The sequence below is a fragment of the Sphingobacterium lumbrici genome (assembly GCF_006476045.1).
Classification (GTDB): Bacteria; Bacteroidota; Bacteroidia; order Sphingobacteriales; family Sphingobacteriaceae; genus Sphingobacterium; species Sphingobacterium lumbrici.
This window is the reverse complement of record NZ_SRZY01000031.1, coordinates 31,136-53,863: the sequence shown is the minus strand read 5'-3', so window position 1 is coordinate 53,863 and position 22,728 is coordinate 31,136. Positions and strand designations below refer to the sequence as shown.

The window sequence follows — 22,728 nt, the reverse complement described above, 5'->3', positions numbered from 1 at the left end:
ATTTCTATATTTCCCAATTGGGAGTTCCTCCGGATTAATCAGTTTTTTTTCAATCCTCGATCTTGAGTAATTCAATATCAAAGCGATAGGTCACAGTGCCCCCAAACCACATTCTAAAATTGGTTCCCCAGACATTATTAAATAAGCAGAAATGAACCCCTCCTTTAATATTCGGCTGTTTCGTTGAATAATTCAACAAATCGCGTGCTCCAACAGCTACCAAAGGGGCATCCGCACTACGGATCCGGATCTTTCCCGCTGTGGTCAGAATATCAACATAATGATCCAAGCCATGCATCTGACGATTACCTCCTTCTACCACATCCAATACACTGATAGGTTGACCTACTTTTTCAACCAGAATATCCAAGACCTGTTCAGGATAAAAACTGAGCCAATAGGCCTCTGGTAAGCGATTGGAAGGCTTATCAACTAAAGTATAGCTCATCTGAATCTTACCATCTCTTTCATTGATGTGGTAGGTACTATAAATTTCCTTAGGCAACACTTTCGGATCAACAGAATCAGAACACAGTTCAAGACGATTGATAATCTCGTTTCGCCCTTTACTATATGCCGATTTTTGGAGTCTGGCAGATATTGAATGACTACGGGCCATATTTGTGGTTAAGCCCGGCTTTCCAAAATCGCGAATAGCCCAGTCTACTTTTTGTGTGATATAGGTATCTCTAAAGCGATCAAAGTCTGTCAACGAAAAGGTCTGATAGGTAAGTTCGCCTATTTTGATTTGAAAACCACTTTTATCGAGCGGCAACACCCCCTCTTTGGTAAACTTCCGAGATGTGTCTTCTCCAGACCATACAGGCTTGACAACAGATTCTATATCTCGCAATGCGACCTCAGCCTCTTCCCTCAGATCTGCAGGAAGGTATTGCAGAGATTGGGCTATATGCGCTTCTTTTTCGGCCCAAGAAGCCTCGATCTTTTTAAATTCGGGCAAAGCTAAAGCCTGCTGAAAATTATCGAAATCGTATTTATCCCAATTTTTCAAGTGCGTTTTAACATCCAAACCCCAGGTATGCTCCGCTACCAAGCCAAGTGTTATCGCAAATCGAATAGCCGAATCGTTCTTAGGGTCTATCCGCCCATCTTTCACCCATGCTTCATAAAGCCTTGATACAGCTCTAAAACGAGCCATCATCAGCGGTGAACTGCCATAACCATGAATCCAGGTATCCCCTATTTCTTGTGTAACTACAGGCAATAGCGCCTTCATCGGCCTTAGGATCTGAGCTACATCGCTCAACGAGGAAGCAACCAACGTGGCATTGGGATAGCGCATCTGCACAGATGCATAAATATCCTTTACCCGTTGCACCGTATGTGGACCGTGGTTATCTCCCGTAAAAGCCAGAACCATCGCGGTACTCCCATCAGGCAATACGATATCACTTCCATAGTCCTTCTGGTACATGAGTATTACTTCACTACCATCTGGCGCTAACCAACGACATAAAGCAGGTACTTCGGGAACTTTACTAGCTGGATTTACCCCAATATGCAAAAATTCTATGTCTGCTTGTTGGAGTAAAGGAACTATACTTCGCGTATGACCAGGTACATCTGTCATTTTTCCGGCAATTGTTTTCTTCCCAAACTGCTTGTCCAGACGCTTAGACAACTGTAATATGGTTTTGAACAAAGTTTTGTTCATGGATTCAGATTCTACCGTATAGGGTATTGCATTCCATACGATATCCCCGCGCTGGATAGCTGCTTTTAGCTTTTCTTTATTTTCGGCAGTAGCTTGATCGAGATAGCTTTGAATCAACCAAGAACCGGTAGTCCAGACATAACGTTCCTTAGCTCCCGATGACCGGAGTTCTTCGGCAACAGCGATAGCTTTAGGTATAAACTCATCGATATAGCGTTTTTCTACGACCGAACTTAATTCCGTAAAACCGATATCCAAATGTGTTTTGAAAATGATATGGACGTTTTTCACCGAACTGTTTGCTAATTGTCCGAACGAATCAAAACCAAATATGAAAAGGAAACCCAAAAAACACATTTTCAGTAACCTCAATTGTGATACATTAAAAAAATAATACATAATCAATCTTTTAGACTTTAGCCATTATAATAACGGGGAAAGCAAATATTTACTAACCTCCTTATCTGTAGTCACAACAGCCGTGTTTTTGAGAAATTCTTTTCTTTTCATTATTATTTATATCAATTGGTTCTAACCTCCATTATTCCCAAAACAACACTTTTCTAAAATAGACCTTACAAGGAAGAAAAAGATATATAATATTAACACATACTGATGAATTATTGACTACATAAACCTTTAATGAAGAACAAAGCATTGCAACAGAAATAACAGCTAACAAAACCTTTTTATGTTTAAAAACGGGGGCAAGAATAGCTGAATCATATCCTGCTTTTAATAATTAACTTTATAATCTTTGGTGAAGGGCTGACTACTCCACGCCTTCTTAGCAGTCCAATCCTGGCTGGCATCTGTCCAAAAAGGGTCATTGGCCGGAAGTCCCAAAGGCAAAAAACTGAGCGTCGTCATATACAAGCTTCCTGTCGACGTATAATAATCAGCGACCTCGGGTTGATGCCCGCAAAATCCTAAAACTAACCAACCGCTATTGTCAAAATTGTTATGGACACCAAATACTTTACGGTGCATAGCTGTCAGCGCACTCCGCACTTGCCCTGCGGGCATTCCATCAGGATAGAAGCCTAGCAAAGCAGCTTGAGCAAGCCCTTGAAATGCCCCCGTTCGGTAAGTAATTGACCGTCCTATAGGTGGAAAACTCCCATCCAGTCCAATCATACGCTCTTGAAACACAGCATACCTTTGTGCTCGTTTTATGATCAGATCGTGGTTGGCCTGAGATACCTTTTTAAATTGTAAAAGCACTCGGTACAAATCAATAAGCATGGGGTGAATGACGAAACTATTGTAATAATCCATTGCAAAATTAGTTCCATCCGCGTACCATCCATCGCCCACATACCACTCAGACATTTTCTTAACAGCAATATCTATACGGACAGGATCGGCCTTTTCGTCAACACACATTAAAAAAGATTCGGTAATGGCAGCAAACAACAACCAATTATTATAAAAAGCACTCCTATCCCTAAGGCTTTTAAACGTATCGATTACCCTACGTTTAGTCAGCGAATCCAATGGCATCCATAGCGCATCCGGTGCCCTCAAAAAACCCTGCGCCATAAAAGCCGCATCGACAAGAGGTTGGTATTCTTTTCCAAAATCCAAATAATCAGGATGAGCAGGATCCATTGCATTACGAATTCCTTTTTGCAAGGCCAATCGTAATTCTTTCCGTTGCTGCCCTTCTAGACTGTTATCATCGGGTAGTGCCAACCATGGGGCTATCCCCGCCATAGTACGTCCTACAGCTTCCAAATAGCTGACCTGTTCAGCTTTTAACGCATACCTTGGGGCTTTCTCCAAAGGCATGTTTTTTTTCAACGTACCGTTTCCCAAATTCAGGATCACCGGTGACGCTATCTTATACAATAGTTCGCTCCAATACGCCCGGTCTTCTGTTCCTGAAGATGAGGCAATCAGCATAGCCTCAGCACTTGGCTTTAGCAGATTCTGCTGTGCGCCAACCTGTTTCCAAATAGGGAAACAGCATACAATCAAAAAGAAATATTTCACAACACTAAATTAAGTTTATTATTCGTATAAAAAGCACACTCCAATAAGATTACTAATATACAAAATCTAATTCTTCACCTCCAACATCAAAACAGCGTTGGTATTTGGTTCCAACATAACTTTCATCTCTCCTTGAGCTCGCCCTTACGTGATGTAGCCCTGAAATCTAATCTTCAAAGCCTTCATCGTATAGCCATATCCAAAGTTTGACTTCTTTGCTATGATCCCTCAAGTTTAGAAAAAATATAATCGAAAAGTCAATATAGTTTTAATAGTCGTCACTTTTCATGCTGTAGAAATGATTTTTTTTTGGTTAGTTTGCTGTGAGAAAAAAAATAAAAATAACCAAAATGAAAAAATTGATGATATCCGCAATGCTGCTTCTTGGTATTGCTGTTTCGAATGCACAACAAATCAATAATTCGGTATCCATTATCCCCTACCCAAATCAAGTAAATGTAGGTGTGGGTAATTTTGAATTTGATTCTTCGACAAGAATCTGTTACATATCCAAAGAAGATAAAAAAATAGCAGAATTGTTACGCGAATTTATCAAGAATAATTATGCTCTTGATCTGGCTATAAGTGATAAAAATCAAAAGGGAAATTCGATCTTGTTTTCCTCTGCTCAAAACATAGGAAGTACAAATCCTGAAGCTTATGAATTATCAATCAACAAAGACAACATTAAAATATACGGTCAAGGGCCGGGCTTATTCTACGGTCTTCAGTCAATTATACAATTATTTCCCATATCTCATTCTACATCAATTAAACTACCTGTAGTATCGATTAAAGATGAGCCTCGTTTTAGTTATAGAGGTATGCATCTGGACGTAGGAAGACACATGTTTCCAATAGCCTTCATAAAAAAATATATCGATTTCCTTGCTTCTTATAAAATAAATAGATTTCACTGGCATCTAACCGAGGATCAAGGATGGCGCATAGAAATCAAAAAATACCCCAAGTTGGCTCAAATTGGCGGGTTCAGAAATCAAACACTTATTGGCAACTATAAAGTAAATGGTGATTTTGACAATACCCGATACGGAGGCTTCTATACGCAAGAAGAAGCAAAAGAGATTATTCAGTATGCAATGGATAGGTATATTACAGTAATCCCAGAAATCGAACTCCCCGGACACGCTTTAGCTGCTCTATCTGCCTATCCTGAATTAGGGTGTGGAGACAATCCCGGCCCTTATACGACAGCACAGACATGGGGAGTATTTGACGATGTCTTTTGTGCCGGCAAAGAAAAAACCTTTGAGGTATTAACAGATATTCTAGACGAAATCATCACCTTGTTCCCAAGTGAGTACATCCATATTGGAGGAGACGAATGTCCAAAGAAAAAATGGGAAACTTGCCCTCATTGCCAGAATAGGATTAAGGAAAACAACCTAAAAAATGAGCATGAACTTCAAAGTTATTTTATTCAACGTATTGAAAAGCACATCAATAAGAAGGGAAGAAAGATTATCGGTTGGGACGAGATTCTAGAGGGAGGTCTTGCTCCAAATGCTACAGTGATGAGCTGGAGGGGTGACAAAGGTGGTATTGCAGCTGCCGAACAGGGGCATGATGTTATTATGACCCCCAATAGCTATGGCTTATATTTCGATCATAAACAAGGTCCAGACAGTAATCGCGAACCTTTAAGTATAGGTGGTTTCTCTACATTCGAAAAAGTATATAATGCTGACCCTATGCCTAAAGGGCTGGCGATGGATAAGCAAAAACACATTAAAGGCGTACAAGCCAATGTCTGGACAGAATATATAGAAACTAGTAATAAAGTGGAATTTATGCTATTGCCCAGACTTCTTTCTCTATCCGAAATAGCGTGGACATTACCTGGCAATAAGAATTGGAAGAGCTTTGCCTATGATCGTGTTGCTACCGAACTTGCTAAAATAGACCAAACAACTACAGTGTATAGAGTTCCAGAGGTATACGGACTGAAGGATACCGTAATATATGCATCCGAATATACAATTAAAGGTTTAGTCCCATCAGTAAAAGGGGCGAAAATATACTATACACTAGATGATTATGACCCTTCCGAATTAGATCTTGAGTTCAATAAAGAAGTCAAGATTTCTGTTCCTAACAATAAACAGCGTGTGTTTAAAGCCGTTGTCATCACCCCTAACGGCCGGAAAAGTAATTATATAAAAGCTGTTATTTCAAATACCAAGAAATAATATATTTAACCTCAACATAAAAGGCAAGCTTTCAAGGCTTGCCTTTTATGTTGATTGCTGTCAGGTAAACATGGCCTGTTAAAAATGAATTTGCCCAATACTGAAACAATATTAATATCGACACATCCATTACAGGAAAAATTCTATAATTTTTACTAATTTCAGCACCTCTACATTGCCTTAACTCAGATTCGAGCAAGTAGCCCTAAAAACCAAATTTTGATGAAACCTATTTTTGCCAAAGTAATAGAGACCGTAGGAGAGGAAATCTATGCATTACGCGTCACAGATAGAGAAGCATTCTCCACAGAATTCCATTTTCATAAGGAGTGTCAACTAACCTATATTGTCCAAAGCAAAGGCAAAAGACTTATCGGAGATAGTTTGGATAACTTTTGTGATGATGAATTAACTTTTTTAGGATCAGACCTTCCACATGTATGGTATAATGAACAAATTAATATAGAGAAAGAAGAAGATCATAAGGCCTATTCAATAGCACTGTTTTTCGATCCGGTACGTCTGGAGCAAAAATTAGCCGATTTCTTTAACACTGGGAAATTGATCTATTTTTTGCATATTTCGCAAAGAGGTTTACTTTTTCATGGTCAAATCAAACGTGAAATAGTAGACATTCTACATAAAATGCTTGAAGCAGATGATCTGAATAAGACAATTCTTTTACTCCAACTGATAGATCTGATGATACATACAAAGGATATGGAATTTCTTTCTGGTTCTAATTATACCAATACTTACATTCCAAAAGACATGCAACGTATCGACAAAGTTTTTCAATATGTCTTTGAAAACTACGTATCCGAAATCAGCTTAGAGAAAGTGTCATCCTTAATGAATTTAAGTCGCCATGCCTTTTGTCGGTATTTTAAATCACGTACACAAAAAACTTTTGTACAATTTGTTAACGAAGTACGTATTATGCATGCATGTGAAATGATTCAAGATAACAAAGATCAGATCAACAATATTGCTTATGCGTGTGGATTTAATAGCCTTTCTAATTTCAATAAAATATTTAAGTCTATTAAAGGGAAAACACCTAGTCAATACAAATTGGAAATTCACCATATAGCCAATTAAACTATGAAGTCCTGAAATAGGTTGACTATTTCAGGACTTTATATACAAACTAAGTTGATGATTAAATTCCCTCCTAATCAAGGACATCTCCACTTTGGAATAGCCTTACCTCCTTCGTTGACAATCTTACCTACTACCGTTTTTCCTGGTTGAGCCGAGGAAATGGCCGTAACAAACAACAGCGACATAAAAATCATATATTTAACAATGCTGTTCATAATGGTTTATATTTAATTTAAGTGTTAATTTTTACCTTTCTTATCGGATAGTTCAAATCCAATACTAAACGTATTGTATTCGGGTATAACATGTGTAATATCTCCCTTAGTTGGTTCTAGAATCGATGCTGCAGCAAAAAGTGCCTTTGGATTTCCTTTTCTGTCAAAAATCAAGAATGGACGTTCCAGATGTGCCAAGGCAAGCTCCCCTTTACCGCTAAATTGCACAGACCGCAGGGATATTACCGAATGCATTGCCGCTTCCCAATGGGTTGCATCTACGGATGTGATTAACGCCAATGCGCCAAATTGTGGCGCTAACACTTTGCTATTAGCATAATATTTGACCGCTGCATAAAAACGCTTCCGTTTCTTATCGTACCATAGAAAGGGATCTTCACACGCCAAATCTGCTTCTGTAAATACCTCTGAAATTATTTTAAATGGTCGGTCAGGTCTATCACTCACTGCCATCCACATCGTCATGTTCCCTACATTAGGTTTACGCGATTTGAATATCATATAATATTTACCATCAGGACCTTCGGTTACTGAAGGGTTTGTCGTAACTTCAAAGGTTCTTTTATTATCTGCTTCCAACAATGGCGCTGTTGCTTTTTCGAACTTGCCACTAACTAGATCTACTATCGATCCTGCCTTAAGAACGCCAATTTTTTGCGTACAGTTATATTTAAGCCAGTGCGCCCAATCCTTACCAAACTTTGCGTTCGGTACTGTAAAGTTTGGATCAAATGAGTTACTGATATAATATAAATAATAGTCTTTTCCAAACTTTCGAATCTGTGGATTATGCATGGTATAGCGGTCCCATTTATTTGGATCACCATCTCCTTTAAGGATAGTTTTGACGTAGTGGTACGGTCCGGTAATATGATCGGATACAGCATAGGCTATTTCCGAGTATTTTAGCCAACCATTGAAACCATCGAAAATATGATTCATCGGATCATCTGTCTCCGCTCGTTTTCCATGCGCCCACCGAGAATAGAACATGTGAAACTTCCCATCCTCACCTTCAATGACACTACTACACCAAGTATACTGATCATCAGACATAAAAACATTTTCTTCACGGATTTCTTCAGGCATCATGGCTTTCAAATCCAATGGATTTTTTTCCTGGGCTTTTAAGCCTATAGCAAATAGCATTGTAAAAACAAACAACAAAGCGAGTATCCTAATCATATCCAGATTTATTTAACTTAACATTGGTTTACCTAATACAATTACATTGAAGCAATATCACTACTCTTATTTAGTGATGCTAAATTACAAGCTCAAAAGCTTAAAGAGACACACTGCATTGCTCAATACTTACGCTATATTAACATTATTTTAACTATCCTGTTCCAAAATTGGTCATTATACAGAGATTCAAACATTTCTTCTATACCCCAGTTCTGCACCACCGGAAACAGGCATATTAACACCTGTAATAAAACGAGCTTTATCCGATATCAGGAATACACAAGCATCCGCAATTACATCGCCATCAGGACAATACCCCAATAGATGTATATCTTCCAAAAATTTCGTCATATTTGATGGATTTTCTTGCTCTCTTAGCCATTGCTGTAAAGTTGGGGTCATCACAGCAGCCGGCATTACAGCATTTACCCGTATTTCATCTTTGGCATAGTCGATAGCCATGGATTTGGTCAGTGCATTTACAGCTCCTTTGGTAGCCGCATAAGCTGCGTGGTTTTCTTGACCTATCTCTGCCACCAGACTACTGGTATTCAAAATACACCCCTTCGCCATCCTTAAATAAGGATAGGCAAATTGTGTTGTTAATAATATACTCTTCACATTGACATGCATTAACCTATCCCATTCATCTTCATTGGTAAGATGCAAAGGTTTCGAAGGACTAGCAATTCCAGCATTATTATGTACCACATCCAATCTTCCAAAATGCTTTATGGTACGGTAGACTATCTCTTCCACTTCTTGCGCTTTTGAAACATCCGCAACCAGCACCATACCGCTTTCACCTAGAATCTCCTTTGTCATTTTGATCTGCTCGGTATCATTACCTACACATACAACAGCAGCTCCCGCATCGGTATAAGCTTGCGCACAGGAGAGTCCTATGCCCGCTGTGCCTCCTGTAATCAATATAACTTTACCTTCCAATAATTTCATAACTGTTTCTCCTATTTTGAACTCCGTATAGAAGCTCTTTTCCATGTCAGGCTAAGTATCTTCTTCCTACTTAAATATTCCATATAATACAACAACTGTAACCAGCAGCAATCCGGACAATATGCGATAATTACCAAGTCCCTTCCAGGCTACCCCCATAAGAGGCTCTAAGGGATTCTTCCAATACAGTTCCCTACTCACTGAGGTGTGTCGTACCGGATAAAGGTACGAGCATGTAACCTGCAACACTACACATACCACAAACAAATAAAAAGCCATCACCATAAAAGGGATCTGACCTATCCATGTTTCCGGGAACAACTTATTTGCGACAAATACAACCACACCCAAAGCCGATCCAATCCATAAAGTCCATTTAGAAGATTCTGCGGAAGCTTTTTTCCAGAATACACCTAAAAGAAAGACACAGGTAATCGGTGGAGCAATATGCGCAATTACATCGTTGATACCATTGAAGATGCTCTCATATTTATCCAACAAGGGCAAAAGAGATAAAGAGAAAGCCATTGCGATTACCGCAGAAATCTTACCTGCACGGATGAGTTGCTTGTCCGTCGCTTGTGGTCGCTTTTGCTTATATATATCGTAACTAACCATCGTTGATACCGAATTAAGCGCACCGGATATTTGACTCATTAAACCGGATAGCAAAGCCGCAACCAGCACGCCTATCAAACCAGAAGGCAACAATTGGGTAATCATCAGGGTATAGATACCTTTAGAATTCACCTTTCCTTCGGCATCAACACCTAAAGTTATCAGATCTAGCTGCCCGGTTTTAAACAAGGTATAGGCAAATAGCCCTGGAAGGACAAAAATGAATACAGGGAGGATTTTGATGAACCCACAAAAGAGTGCGCCGACTCTACCGTGATTTTCGTCTTTCGCACCTAACACACGTTGTACGATCGTCTGATCGGCACACCAATACCAAATCCCCAAAATGGGATAGCCTAAGATCACCGCGTACCACGGCATACCACTGCTATCTCCGTGTGGGCGTAACATGGACAATCGTTCAAGCTCGCCTTCATCCATCAACACATCTTTCATCGATGTCCATCCGCCCATTTTATCGTAGGCTGCAAAGCTGATGATAAAAGCTCCCGCCAATAGTACAATAGTCTGAATGGATTCCGTAATCACCACGGCACGCAATCCCCCAAGTATGGTATAGATTCCCGTGATAATGCAAATTACCGTAATACTGATATACATATCAAACCCAAATAGAGTTTTGAGGACAATGCCCCCCGCTAACATAGAGAAGGCAATGTGTATAACAATCGCTGATACGATAGAAATCAACGTCAACCATTCGCGACTGGCTTTATCATATCTTCTTTCTAGAAAATCAGGCAAGGTAGATACCCCCGACTTCAAATAGAACGGCACAAAAAAGAGGGCAAGCAGGATAAGTGTAAAGGCTGCCATCCATTCAAAATTCCCATTCAACAACCCCGTGTCAAACCCACTCTGTGCCAAACTAACCAAATGTACAGTGGATATATTTGTTGCGAAGAGAGCAAGACCTATAGCAGGCCATTTCAGCGATTTACCTGCCAGGAAATAATCGCTGGCTGAATGCTTATTTGCCCGCTTCTGACTGACACCTGCCCATATCCCTACGACTAAGATGAGCAATATATAAATAATGGAAATACCTAAGTCTATAGACCCTAACATAATCTTATATTTTAAAGTAAATCACAACTGCTCCCTACTTCCATCGGTGTATGGTACACCCCATCCTCTACACGCACCGGATGCTTAAAATAGGATTTGAGATGTGGAATATGCTCCAAAAACAAAGCTTCATGCCCCATAGAAATATGGTTGAACAATACAAGATGTTGGTGCAGTTGGCCCATATCACCTACATGTGGCACTACCGGAATATTGTATTTACGGCATAGTAAACTTACCGTAATAAATTCACTTACACCTCCTACCCTCACCGCATCTACCTGCACGAAACCCGTAGCATTTAGCTGCAAATAGTTTTTAAACAATATTCTATTGGGCACATGTTCTCCCATTGCCACCTTAATCGGCGCAATCGCATCGGCCAGTTTTTTATGTGCCAGAATATCGTCCGGATGGGTAGGTTCCTCAATCCAATACGGGTTCATTTCCTTCAGTTCCTTGCAAATAGACATCGCCTGCGGTAATGTCCATTGTTGATTAGCGTCCAACATCACCTTCACTTTATCCCCACAGATTTCTCTAACAATATGTGCTCTTTTTATATCCCGCAACGGATCCCTGCTACCAACTTTCAGTTTCATGGCTTCAAACCCGGCATCCAGTGCCTTCCGGCAATTAGCCTTTACCTGTTCATCGCTGTAATTGAACCAGCCTACCGATGTATCATAACCAGGATATCCTGTGTTTATTATTCCTATTCTATCCCCAAGTCCAGCTCGTTGAGCGGTTAGCAAATCTACTGCCTCACTTGCCGACAATTCATCTTCAAGATAGGATAGATCAAGGGTATTGACAATATCTTGTGGACTAAGGTCAATCAATAACTTCCATAAAGGCACACCTCGAGTCTTTGCCCATAAATCGTAACAAGCATTGGTTACAGAAGCCAACGCCAAATGAACAATCCCCTTATGTGGGCCAAGCCACCTAAACTGTTGTTCGTTACTCAGATCATTAAAAATACTGCCGAACGATGCCATAATTTCTTCAATGTCCTTACCCACCAACTTTTCGGCATAAAATTTTGCAGCTTGGCAAACCAATTCATTTCCGGCTCCGATGGTGAATGCCAAGCCGACGCCTTCTCTACCGACTTCGTCCGTCAAGCTAGTTACTGTATAAGAGTAGATTGGATCTTGATGAATGGCATCACTTCCAACTCCCAACTGTAAAGGAAAACGTCTGTCTTGAATTTTATACCCTTTTATCATGTATTAATATGTCGTTATTTATTGCTAAATGGTTCCTTTGGCTCAATGATAGTTGAATGGTAACTATATAATTTAATATAACGGAAGATAAAAAAGATTGACCATTGTCAATCTATCTAGTTTATATCAACGTATAGATTCAAATCTATTGAAGAGTCAACAAGCAAGATTCATCAATATTATCAAAAAGTAATCCGAAATTGATCTTATCAGACAAGTCCCCCATTATTGCACAAGAAGTTGCTGTGCAATAATGGGGGACTATATGATCCTGACATTATACAAATAGTAAAAAGTGGATAATTCCTGAAGAGCTTTTTCAGCCCTTTCAAATTGTGTTGCAGTCTTAAACGTCTCAGTCCTTTAATTCAAACGCATCAGTTCCTTATCGATATAGCGTATCAGTTTTTCCTTACTTTCCGGTAGCGGGCAGCGTACTTCCGACCAATTCCCGTTTTTGTCAATCAGGCAGAAACGCGGGATGGCTGCAATATTGTATTTTCGAGCGAATGACTCACCCTTACTATCCAATAACTGAACACCTCCCAATTCCTTTTCTTTAATCATATTGAGCCATTTATCCTTATCCTTTTCCGCGTCAAGCGAGATACCGACAAAGACAATATGCTCATTCCCATGATAATGCTCTTCGATTTCTTTTAAGAATGGCATTTGGACCTTACAGGGACCGCACCATGTTGCCCATACATCAATAAAAATCACTTTCCCTTTGAAATCCTTCATGGAGAACATCCTTCCTTTTCCATCAGGTAATGTAAAATCATAGGCCGATTTTCCAATAAAAGCTGTATCCGCGGCAAACATACGGTACAATCCATCGTATTTCTTTCGAATAGTACCATCCTTTACATACTGCGCGTATGGCATGAAGATGTCCCTGAATTCACTATAGTTTGACACATTGAACTCCAGTTCATCCAATTGTGCTTTTAGCAACACCGATTTCAGATCGTCATTAGTAATCGACTCCATCATAAAGACTACTCTTTCAGCATCCCCCCACTGCCTTCTCGTAGTTTCTTCAACCTTGAGCAGATTGAGTTTTGCCAACAGATTAATATACTCATATCCTTCTCCCAATAAAAGGATGCCGGAAGATTCTTCCTTATTTTTGTACACTAGTTCTCTGTAATCATTCGGGACATCCAAAAATTCCTTCGCCTGTATAAATGTCGATGCTACTTTCCGGACAGAAGATTTCCATAACACCTCTAACGCAAGTCGATTATTATCTACCTGACTTGCCATTTTAAACAGTGCGTTAAATTGGGAGTTGGAAGTTTTAACCTTTTCAATAAAGGCATTGATTTCCAACTGCTTCGATGTATATAATTTAAAAAAAAGTTCCCTGTCTGGTTTATACTCCATAGCAATCATCGTCAATGGTAGCATTATTTTCTCCCATTGTACAATCATTTCATTTTCTTCTGTTGATTTAGAAGTCCCTATCGTCGTACCCGTTGCCACATCCAACGTAAGATTAATCTTATCTTGTGGTTTTAGATAAATCCTTTTTCTCGATCTTAACGTAGAAATATAATAAAACCCTTCTTTTTCAACAAGAAGCTGGAAATTAAAGGTAGAATCGTTCTGTTGCATTCTAAAAATTTGAACCTTTTGCAACTGGCCATCGACTACCTTATCCAATGACAATTCCAATCCACTCTTTAGTCCTCTGGCGATGCCCGACACTGAAGCTACTTGGTGTTTTTTCACCTGTGGCTTTACAGTCAGTCCTTTCTGATCTTGTTGAAACAAGGATGGGTCAAGTGTTAGTTCGAGATCTTGTCCATCAAGTTGCAAAGGGAAACTGACACGATGATCAACTTCCAGTCTTCGATGACCTTCCTTCATCACCACCACCTGCAATGAGCAGTCTACTCCGGATATCATCGGAACTGTCAGTAAGAAACGGTTATCCGTTGTATCCACAAAATATTGTGCTAGACGAAACGATCGATTGCCGTCCATTCCTACTATTATAACCTCATAGTTTTTCTTTTCGGTAAAGGAGCCTGACAAGGTTACCCATTTTTGTTGAGCATATAGCTTTCCTAAGCCCAATATGCTCAATACTGTAATTATTACAATATTCTTAACGAATTTCGCCATTTTCACTAACTTTTTAAATAAATCAAACCAATCCTCTCCATCCCTTTACTACTTAACACCCAGAGTATCGTCGATAATCTTTTTAAACCCAGGTGTTGATGGGCGTGGCGCATCTACAGTCACAATTCGGCCCTCCTTGTCAAAGATCAAAAATCTTGGAATTCCTTCTATTCTATAATACTTCTGTATAGATTCGGTCGAATTAGATAATAATTCTATACTTGTAAAGCCTTTCTTTTTAATAAAGCTGCTCCATATATCCTTTCTATGTAACCCGTCCACTGAAACCCCCACAAAAGCCACATCATCACGATCGCTATACTCCTCTGCTATTTTTTCCATGATGGGCTTTTCCGCTAAGCAGGGAGCACACCACATCGCCCACATATCAATAATTAGCACTTTCCCTTTGAAACTATCCAAGCTGTATTCCCTATCCTGTGCATCCTTCAGTTTAAAGTTATATCCCTTAGCCCCTTTCGCAAACAAATAGAGTTCCTCATATTTCCTTTGATATGCTTCCCTCTGCTCTGTAGATATAAATACATCTTGAAAAGGCTCCACCTGCTCCTTAAAAACCTCATACTCTTTGATATCAGGCATTTTATAAAGCAAATAAGCTACTTTAACATCATTATTGGTAATCAAGGGAACATTTTTTGAAAAGGGAAGAACAGCTAGCTCCTCTCCACTTTTTCTCTTATTAAACTCCCAATACGCAAAGACATAATGCAACAGGTCTTGACCGTGTTCAGAGCGCAGCAAAGCCGGATTAGAAACAATGGTCTTATCATCCAAATCCCTATAAAAAGCCGCTACATTAGCAGTACTATCATATCTGGAATTAAGTCGTCTACCAAAATAAAAGAAATTAGCTGCTTTAAGGTATTTTAAATCCGTATCAATTTTATCGGCCAACCAAGTATTGAAATATATATTCTTTGTTTTATTGTCACGTACAAACTGTTTACTATGTTTTGCGAAGGCTTCGTATTTCGGATACGATTCCGGAATATTCCATCCTACAGCGCGACAATAAGCATTAAAATCATCTGTCCATTTTTGCAATATGTGGGTCTCCACGTTGGCATCGTGGACAACGCAACTATCGTAATCAACACTATGTCCCGTATAATGTAGTTCTACTTGCTTTTGATCGCCAGCCTTAAGATAAATAACATACTTATAATCGCTTCCTTTCCCACCCGCTTTAGCGAAGAAATAAATACCTTCTTTGGCTTCATCCAACTCAAAGGCACATTTCCCATGGGTATCAGGCCGTTGAAAACCCAAACTTATAGCCCTTCCATCCTTCAGTCTATACAGATTTACCCCACTAGTAGAGTTCCCTACAACCGTGATATTTATAGTTGCTTTATTTACTTGTGCATACAGACAGTCTACAGCCAGTGTAAATAAAACCACAATTATCCCTAAAAATCCCTTCATCATATCTAGTTTTATTAACGCAACACTCCGCCTATTGTAACAATAGGCGGAGTGAAATCTTCCTTATTTCTTGTTGAAACGCTTATTTAAAGCACGTTGAATATATCCGGCCATATAATCTAAATGATCTCTTGATTCTTTATCAACGAGACTATTTTTCGATGCCAGAATCTCTTTACGTAGATCCTCCAAATGTACAGCAATGAGCGCTCCTACATCCGAATTAGTCGTTACTGGAGTTTCTTCTGCGGCTTGCGAACTCATTAATATTCCTATTATATTACCCCCCACTTCGGCCTCTTTCATTGCCCTTAACAATGCATTTACATACGACTTTTGTACATCTCTACGAAAACCGTCCATAGGTTTATGGGTCTTTAACTCACTCCATACGCCCGCTTTCATATCGTGCAAAAGTCCCTGAACAGAATAGGTACTATCTGCTCCGAAGCGTTCCTGCATAATATACAGGGTATTCAATACACGATCACTAAATATAGCACTCATTTGTCGCGTTTGAATAATTTTTATAGAGCTACTTCGAATAGGATTCCCAATCTTATTCAAGATTTCATTATCCAGTAACCAGTTAGGTGTTTCGAACACTTCTCGATTTAAGAAAGCAACAGCCTCACGTTGTTTCTCCAAAGGAGCCGAACTATAGATATCACCTTCTTGGCTAGGTTCTTTTATGGTCTCATATACACTCGCAATATTATTTAATACGTGCATAACATAACGATTGTACTGATTAAGAAGCTGAACATACATCTGCGTCAGGTTTCTGTACAGATCATCTTCATCGTCCATCGTCCAATCCGGAAGATGCTTCAATACAAATTTGAGATTTTTAATACCATACGTGCTAGCCTCCATACTATTATCGCCTACATCTTCCGTCTGGCAACGGCAATCGTGATTAAGTCCTTCACCTCCAAACCATAGTTTCGGGTTGGCCGCAAGACTATCCACGATCCATTTAGATACGATTTTTTTATCCTCATCTACATCCTTTGCTCCTGTATATTTATACCCCCATTGTATGGCCCATTTATCGTAGTCATTAATCCGAGGCATAATCCCGGCCTCTCCTATACCGTCTTCTGGCTGCGCGACATAGTTAAAACGGGCATAGTCCATAATAGACACCGAGTGTCCATTTTTTTCAACCCATTCTTTATCACGGAGCTTTTCGACCGGGGTTTGGCTACTCGCTCCCATATTGTGACGTAGACCCAAAGTATGCCCAACTTCGTGTGAAGAGACAAAGCGAATCAACTGCCCCATGAGCTCATCGCTGAATTTCATGGTGCGGGCACGTTCGTCATTGGCTCCTGCTTGGAGCATATACCAATCATGAACCAAGGTCATCACATTGTGGTACCAACCGATATAACCTTGCAGGATCTCACCACTTCTAGGGTCGTGAATATTGGGTCCATACGCATTAGCAACCTCCGAAGGGAAATAGCGCAATACTTTATAACGTGCATCCTCTAGGCTCATCGTGGTATCACCTTCTGGCCATTCTTTACCAATAATAGCATTTTTAAAGCCCGCTGCTTCAAAAGCAACATTCCAGTCATTGATCCCCTCTATAAGGTACGGACGCCACTGCTTCGGTGTAGCCGGATCGATATAATACACGATCTGCTGTTTAGGCTCTACTAAAATACCTTGTTTATACTTTTCCAAATCCTCGTCTTTCGGTTCCAAGCGGTAGCGAACGATGAAAGACCTAAAATTCGAAGTCTGCTGATCGTCCTGAAGTGGCGAATACCCTCCCGCAAAATAACCTACCCTAAGATCGAATTCACGTGGTATCATAGGCTTTTCTGGCATCAACAGAATAGAAGTAGACACCTCTAATGTGATAGCATTTCCTACTTTTGCAGCCTCTAAAACAGGTTCCATTGCAGATGGCCTCGCAGGAGCAGTAGCGGCATAGGTCCGAACTGATTTCATCTCCAGATTGATCGGATAGACGGATACACCTTTCAAGTAACTCCTGTCAGCAGCCATAGCACCTAATCCCAGTCTTTTAGTTACTTCAGTACTTAATCTGGTAAATACATTTTCCTTTTGAAGAAAGTCAGTGACATCGATAATGGAGCTATTATCCTCTTTTCCCCGCGCTTTTAAATCAAATATGGTTGCAATAACATTCACATTTGAGTTCTGAACAGACTGTGCCAACGTACTCGACGGATCCACCGTAGTTCCTGTACTGACAATACGAAGGTTGATCTTCTTTCCGATACCTTTATCAAAAAGGATCATTTTCTGGTCCATTTGCTCTCCCCCATACTTCGGGCTACCGCTAGGTACTTTCACCAAAAAATTGGTCAGTAACAATGTACGATTCAATAAACTGTCCGGAATTTCAAAATAGTAGCGTTCACCAGTCTTATGCACGGTAAACAACCCTTCTTTCGTCTCTGTTTTATCTGTGATGATAGCTTTTAACGGATCTACTTTTTTCAAAGTATCCGTCGTTGTTGAGCTTTGTTGCTCTTTAGACTGCGCATAGGACATCGCACAACTACAGCCTATTAATATCAATAATACTAATTTTAGTCTCATTACCTGGGTATCTATACGATCTCTATTTTTAATTTTTCGGATTTAAGGCATGCTCAATCTTTCCTGCCATATACTTCACATGTGATTGCATAATCGGATCCGAATATCTGGAAACAGCACGATCACATGCCTCTTTTAACAATTCCAAATGTGCCCGCAAAACCACAGCTACATCTGTTCCCACCAATAAATTTTCTTTAGTTGGATCCGGAATTACTTCTGTATCTGCCAATCGACTAAGCAAATAACTAACCAAAGTCTTCTGCATAAAACGTTTGTTACCATCCACAGTTTGTCCAGCTATCACTTCTGCAAAGATTCCGTCAGTCAAGTCCTTCAATAACTCTTCAACTGTATACGTATTTTCTTTACCGAAGCGCATCGTTGCTACATTCATTCTAAAAAGTCGACTGGGAGAGATAAGTTGATGAAGCGTCTCATCTTGCATACGGGTCACCTCTTCTTTCTTAGCCGGCTTTCTAAATTTATTCAATACCGACGGTTCCAATATCCAATCCGGTGTATTAAAGGCCTCTTTATTCAAGAAAGCTACCGCCGCCCTTTGCACTTCTTTAGGTACCGGTATGTACACATCTCCCGGCTCATTGACTCGTTTAATCCGGACGTATACCCCCCCAACTTGGGTATAGGCAATACGCATCAAAAAGGAATGTTGATTCACGAGAGTGTAATAGATATCAGATGTATTAAAATACGTATTATCATCAGTGGTTGTCCATGGAACGAGATTCTTCATCACGTATTTCAAATTTTGAATACCATACTCAGCCGCTTTAACAGGATTATTGCTTAAATCTTCCCATTGCGCTGATGGATCTGTGATATCCACAGGTCTGACTCCCGCATCTTGCCCTAGAAATTGCAGATCTGCCCCCTCTTTGACGTGCTGGGCAATCCATTTCAGTCGGATTTTCTTATCCGATTCAAAATCTGAAGTACCTGTATAACTATACCCCCATTTAATAGCCCATTTGTCATACTCACCTACTTGGGGTATCAATCCGTTTCTGCTAATCTTATCTTCCGGCTGAGCAACATAATTATAATGGTTGTAATCCATAATGGAATTGTTATACGGATGCTTCGCTAAATAAGCCTTATCCCTTAATCGTTCTAGCGGAATAGTAAAACTACTACCTAGATTCTCACTCAATCCTAACGTAAAGCCAATGGTACGGCTGATTTCTGCCGTAATCAGTGATCCTATTAATTCTTCACTGAATTTCATCGTTCTAGCTCCTGGATCCGATGCTCCTGCCTGTACCATATACCAGTCATGTAGTGTCTTAACTTGACTATGGGACCAACCAATATGTGTCTGCACGATCTCGCCTGTACGTGGATCTGTAACAATATTATTATCCAAAAAAGGTGACGTAGAAGGCATATAGCGAATGACACGGTAACGCGCATCTTCCATATTCATCGAAGGATCATTTTCAGGCCACTCTTTTCCGATAATCGCATTTTTAAAACCTGCAGCTTTAAAGGCTTCATTCCAATTATTGATACCGGCAATCATATATTTACGATACTGTTTCGGTGTAGCCGGATCGATATAATATACAAGAGGTTCTTTAGGTTCTACCAACTTGCCGGCTTTATACGCTGCAAGATCTTCCGGCCTTATTTCCAACCTATTTTTGACAATAAACTGTCTTTTATCTACTTTTTGTTGCTCATCCGTAAATATCGCAGTACTACTTCCTTTAAATCCTACACGAGGATCAAATACTTGTACCTGCATCATTTGTTTTGGCAATACCATGACCGAGTTACTGATTTCGAAAGTAACACCTGCACTGGCTGGTGGAGGGGTAGCTGCCCCCGCTTCACCATCGGGCTTCGGTGCTGCCCCTAAAGAATATGTTTTCATCGATTTGATCTCAATATTCAAAGGAAACGCCTCCATCGACAATAGAGCTGAGCGATCTGCAGCGGGTGCACCTGTTCCCATCTGCTTTTTTGCAGAAGCGTGAAATCCCGAAATCAAATTGTCCTTTAGAAAAAAATCTGTCATGTCAATAACAGTAGCATTGTTATCTTCTGTACGCGCCTTTACATCCAAAGACATAATGATCGGTGCAACAGTCGAATTCCGAACAGCTTTGGCTAATTCATTCGTATCCTCGGATTGATCGGCATTTACAACAGCCCGAATAAAGAGCTTATCACCTGGCGCTTTTTCGAAAGTAACAATTATCGCGTTCATAAGGTCTCCGCCGAACCGCGGGCTCCCCGTAGGCACTTTACTGAGTCGAGTGGTAAATAAAAATTCGCGAGACAATAAATCATCAGGGATCTCGAAGAAATATTTGGTATCAATGTTATGTACCTTAAACAAGCCACTTTTGGTGATTGCTTTATCAGTTATCACCTCTTTATACGGTTTTACTTTCGCAACTGTAGTTGTTGTAGGTTTGTTAACGGCTGTCGAATCCTGTGCAAAACCAGTTGCAGCCGAAAATAGTGCTACTCCCAAGACAGGAATGAACTTTAATTTCATGGTGTTTTTATATAAGTATGTTAGCATTTATAATACAAAAGTTTCTAATTATCGGCCCAGTGCCTTTTTAAATACAATATCGGAAATTTTTTGAAATCCGGTATAACTGTCTGCAGGCGATTCGGGAGTTCCGTTTATTAATCCCGATTGGGTATCTATATTAAAGAAATAGATATTGTGCCCCTTCCCACTTGCGCTCTCATCGGTCGCGACAACCAAAACCCTACCTTCAGGAACGCTGAAAGCTGAAATATTGGCGATAGTATAACCGGAGTTAAATACCTTCATCGCTTTAATAATAGTACCCGGAGCAAAAGTCAGGTTCGGTTGAGCCACCGAACCGGCCAAAGCATTTATCTTACAAGAATAAATCTGATGCCCGTTGACATAGTAAAATACGCCTCCAGGCATAGACATAAAAGTAGGGTTAGCAAATAATGTTGCCGAATTAATACCCGGACAGTTACTTTCATTCAATTGATAACGCCCGGCGATAAAGTTATTCGCATAAGTCAGTGCGCGAGGAAACTGTATCAGGTATGTTTTGTCTCCATCATCATTCCTAAAAAAGCAATTCCAATAGATACTAGCGGCTTTATTAATTGGTTCCGCATTTTCAGCGTAGATTAAGTTATCCCCTATATTCTTCATGTCGAAGCCTGATCCTGTAATCGGATCCAGATTCGCAACAGGAGGACTATAATTATTAGCTATATTGGTATGTAATGAAGTAGAAGCATTGAATAGTGTGAATGCTCTGTTCACGTTATCATAAAGCGTATAAAAATTATCACTACCAGACGCATTAATCACAAAAGGAGCGATGGATAAACCTTCGTAGGGAGGAAAAAAAAGAGGCGGGTTAGCTACATGCAAAGCAGAAGCAAATTGTCTATAGGCAATGCGATTATTCACGATCACATATTCCCACCCGGCTCCTGTACCACCAGCCGATCCATTGCTTTGAAAATTCGTATTTCCAGAAAGAGCCGCAAACCAGCCATCAGACCTTAATGAGTCCGCGAAGTCAAAACTACGCACCTGCAAAGCACCGTTAGGATATAAAAAGGACACTTTTTGCGCTCTTAAAGCTGTTACATAATTGATCACATTGACCTTATACGTTCCAACAGGCAATTTATGCCCGTTAACAGACGAATAGATATCGTTATACACATTTCCTTTGATACTACCGTCTCTAGTCGTGATGACTGAAATATCAGACCCACCATCACTTTCATGTAACACAACCCAACCTTCACCTCCCCAATCGGCCACCGATACATTTAATGCAAAATACTTATAAAAAGAAAGTCCACTACCTGTATCGGTTACCTTTGCAACCAGTTTATACAAATTAACAGGTAAGGTGATTTTAGTATCCAACTCAGCTGTATTACCGATCAAATAGTAAGGCGGGTTGGCATTAGACTGCGTATATTGTGTAACATACCACTGATACGTAAATTGCTTTACGTCTCCCTGTGAAGCATTTACCTTCAACCTCACTTTGAGGTTACTATTTTGACGAACCTCTATAGAATCCGCCGTGATAAATTCCGTTGGATCCACCCCATCCATATCAGTCGTTATCTCTATAGCGTTTGGTTCAATATAATCGTAATTTCCTTTGTCCTTGAAGCAGCCCGTTAAGATGAACAGCAGTCCTGTCATCCAAAATAATCCGCTTATTAATACTTTCATCTGTTTCATGTTTTCAAGCTCTTATTAT

Annotated in this window: 14 protein-coding genes; 2 read left to right on the top strand and 12 right to left on the bottom strand. The window is 39.9% G+C overall.

Annotated features, from left to right (window positions below):
* Window positions 1-49: 49 nt before the first annotated feature.
* Together E4F24_RS12535 and E4F24_RS12530 are read right to left on the bottom strand one after the other, a co-directional pair.
* Window positions 50-2,023, bottom strand: coding sequence for a DUF5054 domain-containing protein (locus E4F24_RS12535; protein WP_216629180.1), 1,974 nt, complete (start codon window positions 2,021-2,023; stop codon window positions 50-52).
* A 387-nt stretch (window positions 2,024-2,410) separates the two neighbouring features.
* On the bottom strand, window positions 2,411-3,670 hold the full coding sequence (locus E4F24_RS12530) for a DUF2264 domain-containing protein (RefSeq protein ID WP_216629179.1): 1,260 nt from the start codon (window positions 3,668-3,670) through the stop codon (window positions 2,411-2,413).
* 350 nt (window positions 3,671-4,020) lie between these two features.
* Here E4F24_RS12530 and E4F24_RS12525 point away from each other — a divergent pair, with 350 nt between their 5' ends.
* The gene (locus E4F24_RS12525; RefSeq protein ID WP_140939311.1) at window positions 4,021-5,880 is read left to right on the top strand and encodes a beta-N-acetylhexosaminidase; all 1,860 of its coding nucleotides are present in this window, start codon (window positions 4,021-4,023) and stop codon (window positions 5,878-5,880) included.
* A gap of 222 nt (window positions 5,881-6,102) precedes the next feature.
* Window positions 6,103-6,981 (top strand): AraC family transcriptional regulator, encoded by an 879-nt coding sequence (locus E4F24_RS12520; RefSeq protein WP_140939309.1) that lies wholly within the window; start codon window positions 6,103-6,105, stop codon window positions 6,979-6,981.
* Between the two features lie 77 nt (window positions 6,982-7,058).
* On the opposite strand, the gene E4F24_RS13845 is transcribed toward E4F24_RS12520, so the two are convergent.
* The 10 genes from E4F24_RS13845 to E4F24_RS12475 all read right to left on the bottom strand — a co-directional run bounded on the left by E4F24_RS13845 (window position 7,059) and on the right by E4F24_RS12475 (window position 22,700).
* The gene (locus E4F24_RS13845) at window positions 7,059-7,199 is read right to left on the bottom strand and encodes a hypothetical protein (protein ID WP_181182484.1); all 141 of its coding nucleotides are present in this window, start codon (window positions 7,197-7,199) and stop codon (window positions 7,059-7,061) included.
* Between the two features lie 24 nt (window positions 7,200-7,223).
* Complete coding sequence (locus tag E4F24_RS12515) at window positions 7,224-8,405, bottom strand: glycoside hydrolase family protein (protein ID WP_216629178.1); 1,182 nt, start codon at window positions 8,403-8,405, stop codon at window positions 7,224-7,226.
* Window positions 8,406-8,594: 189 nt separating this feature from the next.
* Window positions 8,595-9,410, bottom strand: a complete 816-nt coding sequence (locus E4F24_RS12510; RefSeq protein ID WP_235891225.1) for an SDR family NAD(P)-dependent oxidoreductase — start codon at window positions 9,408-9,410, stop codon at window positions 8,595-8,597.
* Between the two features lie 21 nt (window positions 9,411-9,431).
* Window positions 9,432-11,072, bottom strand: coding sequence for a sodium:solute symporter (locus tag E4F24_RS12505; RefSeq protein WP_140939306.1), 1,641 nt, complete (start codon window positions 11,070-11,072; stop codon window positions 9,432-9,434).
* Window positions 11,073-11,083: 11 nt separating this feature from the next.
* Window positions 11,084-12,304, bottom strand: a complete 1,221-nt coding sequence (locus E4F24_RS12500) for an enolase C-terminal domain-like protein (RefSeq protein WP_140939304.1) — start codon at window positions 12,302-12,304, stop codon at window positions 11,084-11,086.
* 363 nt (window positions 12,305-12,667) lie between these two features.
* Entirely contained in the window at window positions 12,668-14,437 is a 1,770-nt protein-coding gene (locus tag E4F24_RS12495; protein ID WP_140939301.1) for a TlpA family protein disulfide reductase, read from the bottom strand.
* Between the two features lie 48 nt (window positions 14,438-14,485).
* Entirely contained in the window at window positions 14,486-15,889 is a 1,404-nt protein-coding gene (locus E4F24_RS12490; RefSeq protein ID WP_140939299.1) for a TlpA family protein disulfide reductase, read from the bottom strand.
* A gap of 60 nt (window positions 15,890-15,949) precedes the next feature.
* Window positions 15,950-18,469 (bottom strand): zinc-dependent metalloprotease, encoded by a 2,520-nt coding sequence (locus E4F24_RS12485; RefSeq protein ID WP_140939297.1) that lies wholly within the window; start codon window positions 18,467-18,469, stop codon window positions 15,950-15,952.
* Between the two features lie 28 nt (window positions 18,470-18,497).
* Entirely contained in the window at window positions 18,498-20,996 is a 2,499-nt protein-coding gene (locus E4F24_RS12480) for a zinc-dependent metalloprotease (RefSeq protein WP_181182483.1), read from the bottom strand.
* 48 nt (window positions 20,997-21,044) lie between these two features.
* Window positions 21,045-22,700: a PKD-like family lipoprotein gene (locus tag E4F24_RS12475; protein ID WP_181182482.1), complete on the bottom strand. Its 1,656-nt coding sequence runs from the start codon at window positions 22,698-22,700 to the stop codon at window positions 21,045-21,047.
* Between the last annotated feature and the right edge of the window lie 28 nt (window positions 22,701-22,728).

What these genes read in the sequence shown, in the direction of transcription:
- E4F24_RS12505 (WP_140939306.1), bottom strand. Translation starts at nt 11,072, where the DNA reads ATGTTAGGGTCTATAGACTTAGGTATTTCCATTATTTATATATTGCTC.
- E4F24_RS12510 (WP_235891225.1), bottom strand. Translation starts at nt 9,410, where the DNA reads ATGGAAAAGAGCTTCTATACGGAGTTCAAAATAGGAGAAACAGTTATG.
- E4F24_RS12520 (WP_140939309.1), top strand. Translation starts at nt 6,103, where the DNA reads ATGAAACCTATTTTTGCCAAAGTAATAGAGACCGTAGGAGAGGAAATC.
- E4F24_RS12515 (WP_216629178.1), bottom strand. Translation starts at nt 8,405, where the DNA reads ATGATTAGGATACTCGCTTTGTTGTTTGTTTTTACAATGCTATTTGCT.
- E4F24_RS12480 (WP_181182483.1), bottom strand. Translation starts at nt 20,996, where the DNA reads ATGAAATTAAAGTTCATTCCTGTCTTGGGAGTAGCACTATTTTCGGCT.
- E4F24_RS12500 (WP_140939304.1), bottom strand. Translation starts at nt 12,304, where the DNA reads ATGATAAAAGGGTATAAAATTCAAGACAGACGTTTTCCTTTACAGTTG.
- E4F24_RS12475 (WP_181182482.1), bottom strand. Translation starts at nt 22,700, where the DNA reads ATGAAAGTATTAATAAGCGGATTATTTTGGATGACAGGACTGCTGTTC.
- E4F24_RS12485 (WP_140939297.1), bottom strand. Translation starts at nt 18,469, where the DNA reads ATGAGACTAAAATTAGTATTATTGATATTAATAGGCTGTAGTTGTGCG.
- E4F24_RS12490 (WP_140939299.1), bottom strand. Translation starts at nt 15,889, where the DNA reads ATGATGAAGGGATTTTTAGGGATAATTGTGGTTTTATTTACACTGGCT.
- E4F24_RS12525 (WP_140939311.1), top strand. Translation starts at nt 4,021, where the DNA reads ATGAAAAAATTGATGATATCCGCAATGCTGCTTCTTGGTATTGCTGTT.
- E4F24_RS13845 (WP_181182484.1), bottom strand. Translation starts at nt 7,199, where the DNA reads ATGAACAGCATTGTTAAATATATGATTTTTATGTCGCTGTTGTTTGTT.
- E4F24_RS12495 (WP_140939301.1), bottom strand. Translation starts at nt 14,437, where the DNA reads ATGGCGAAATTCGTTAAGAATATTGTAATAATTACAGTATTGAGCATA.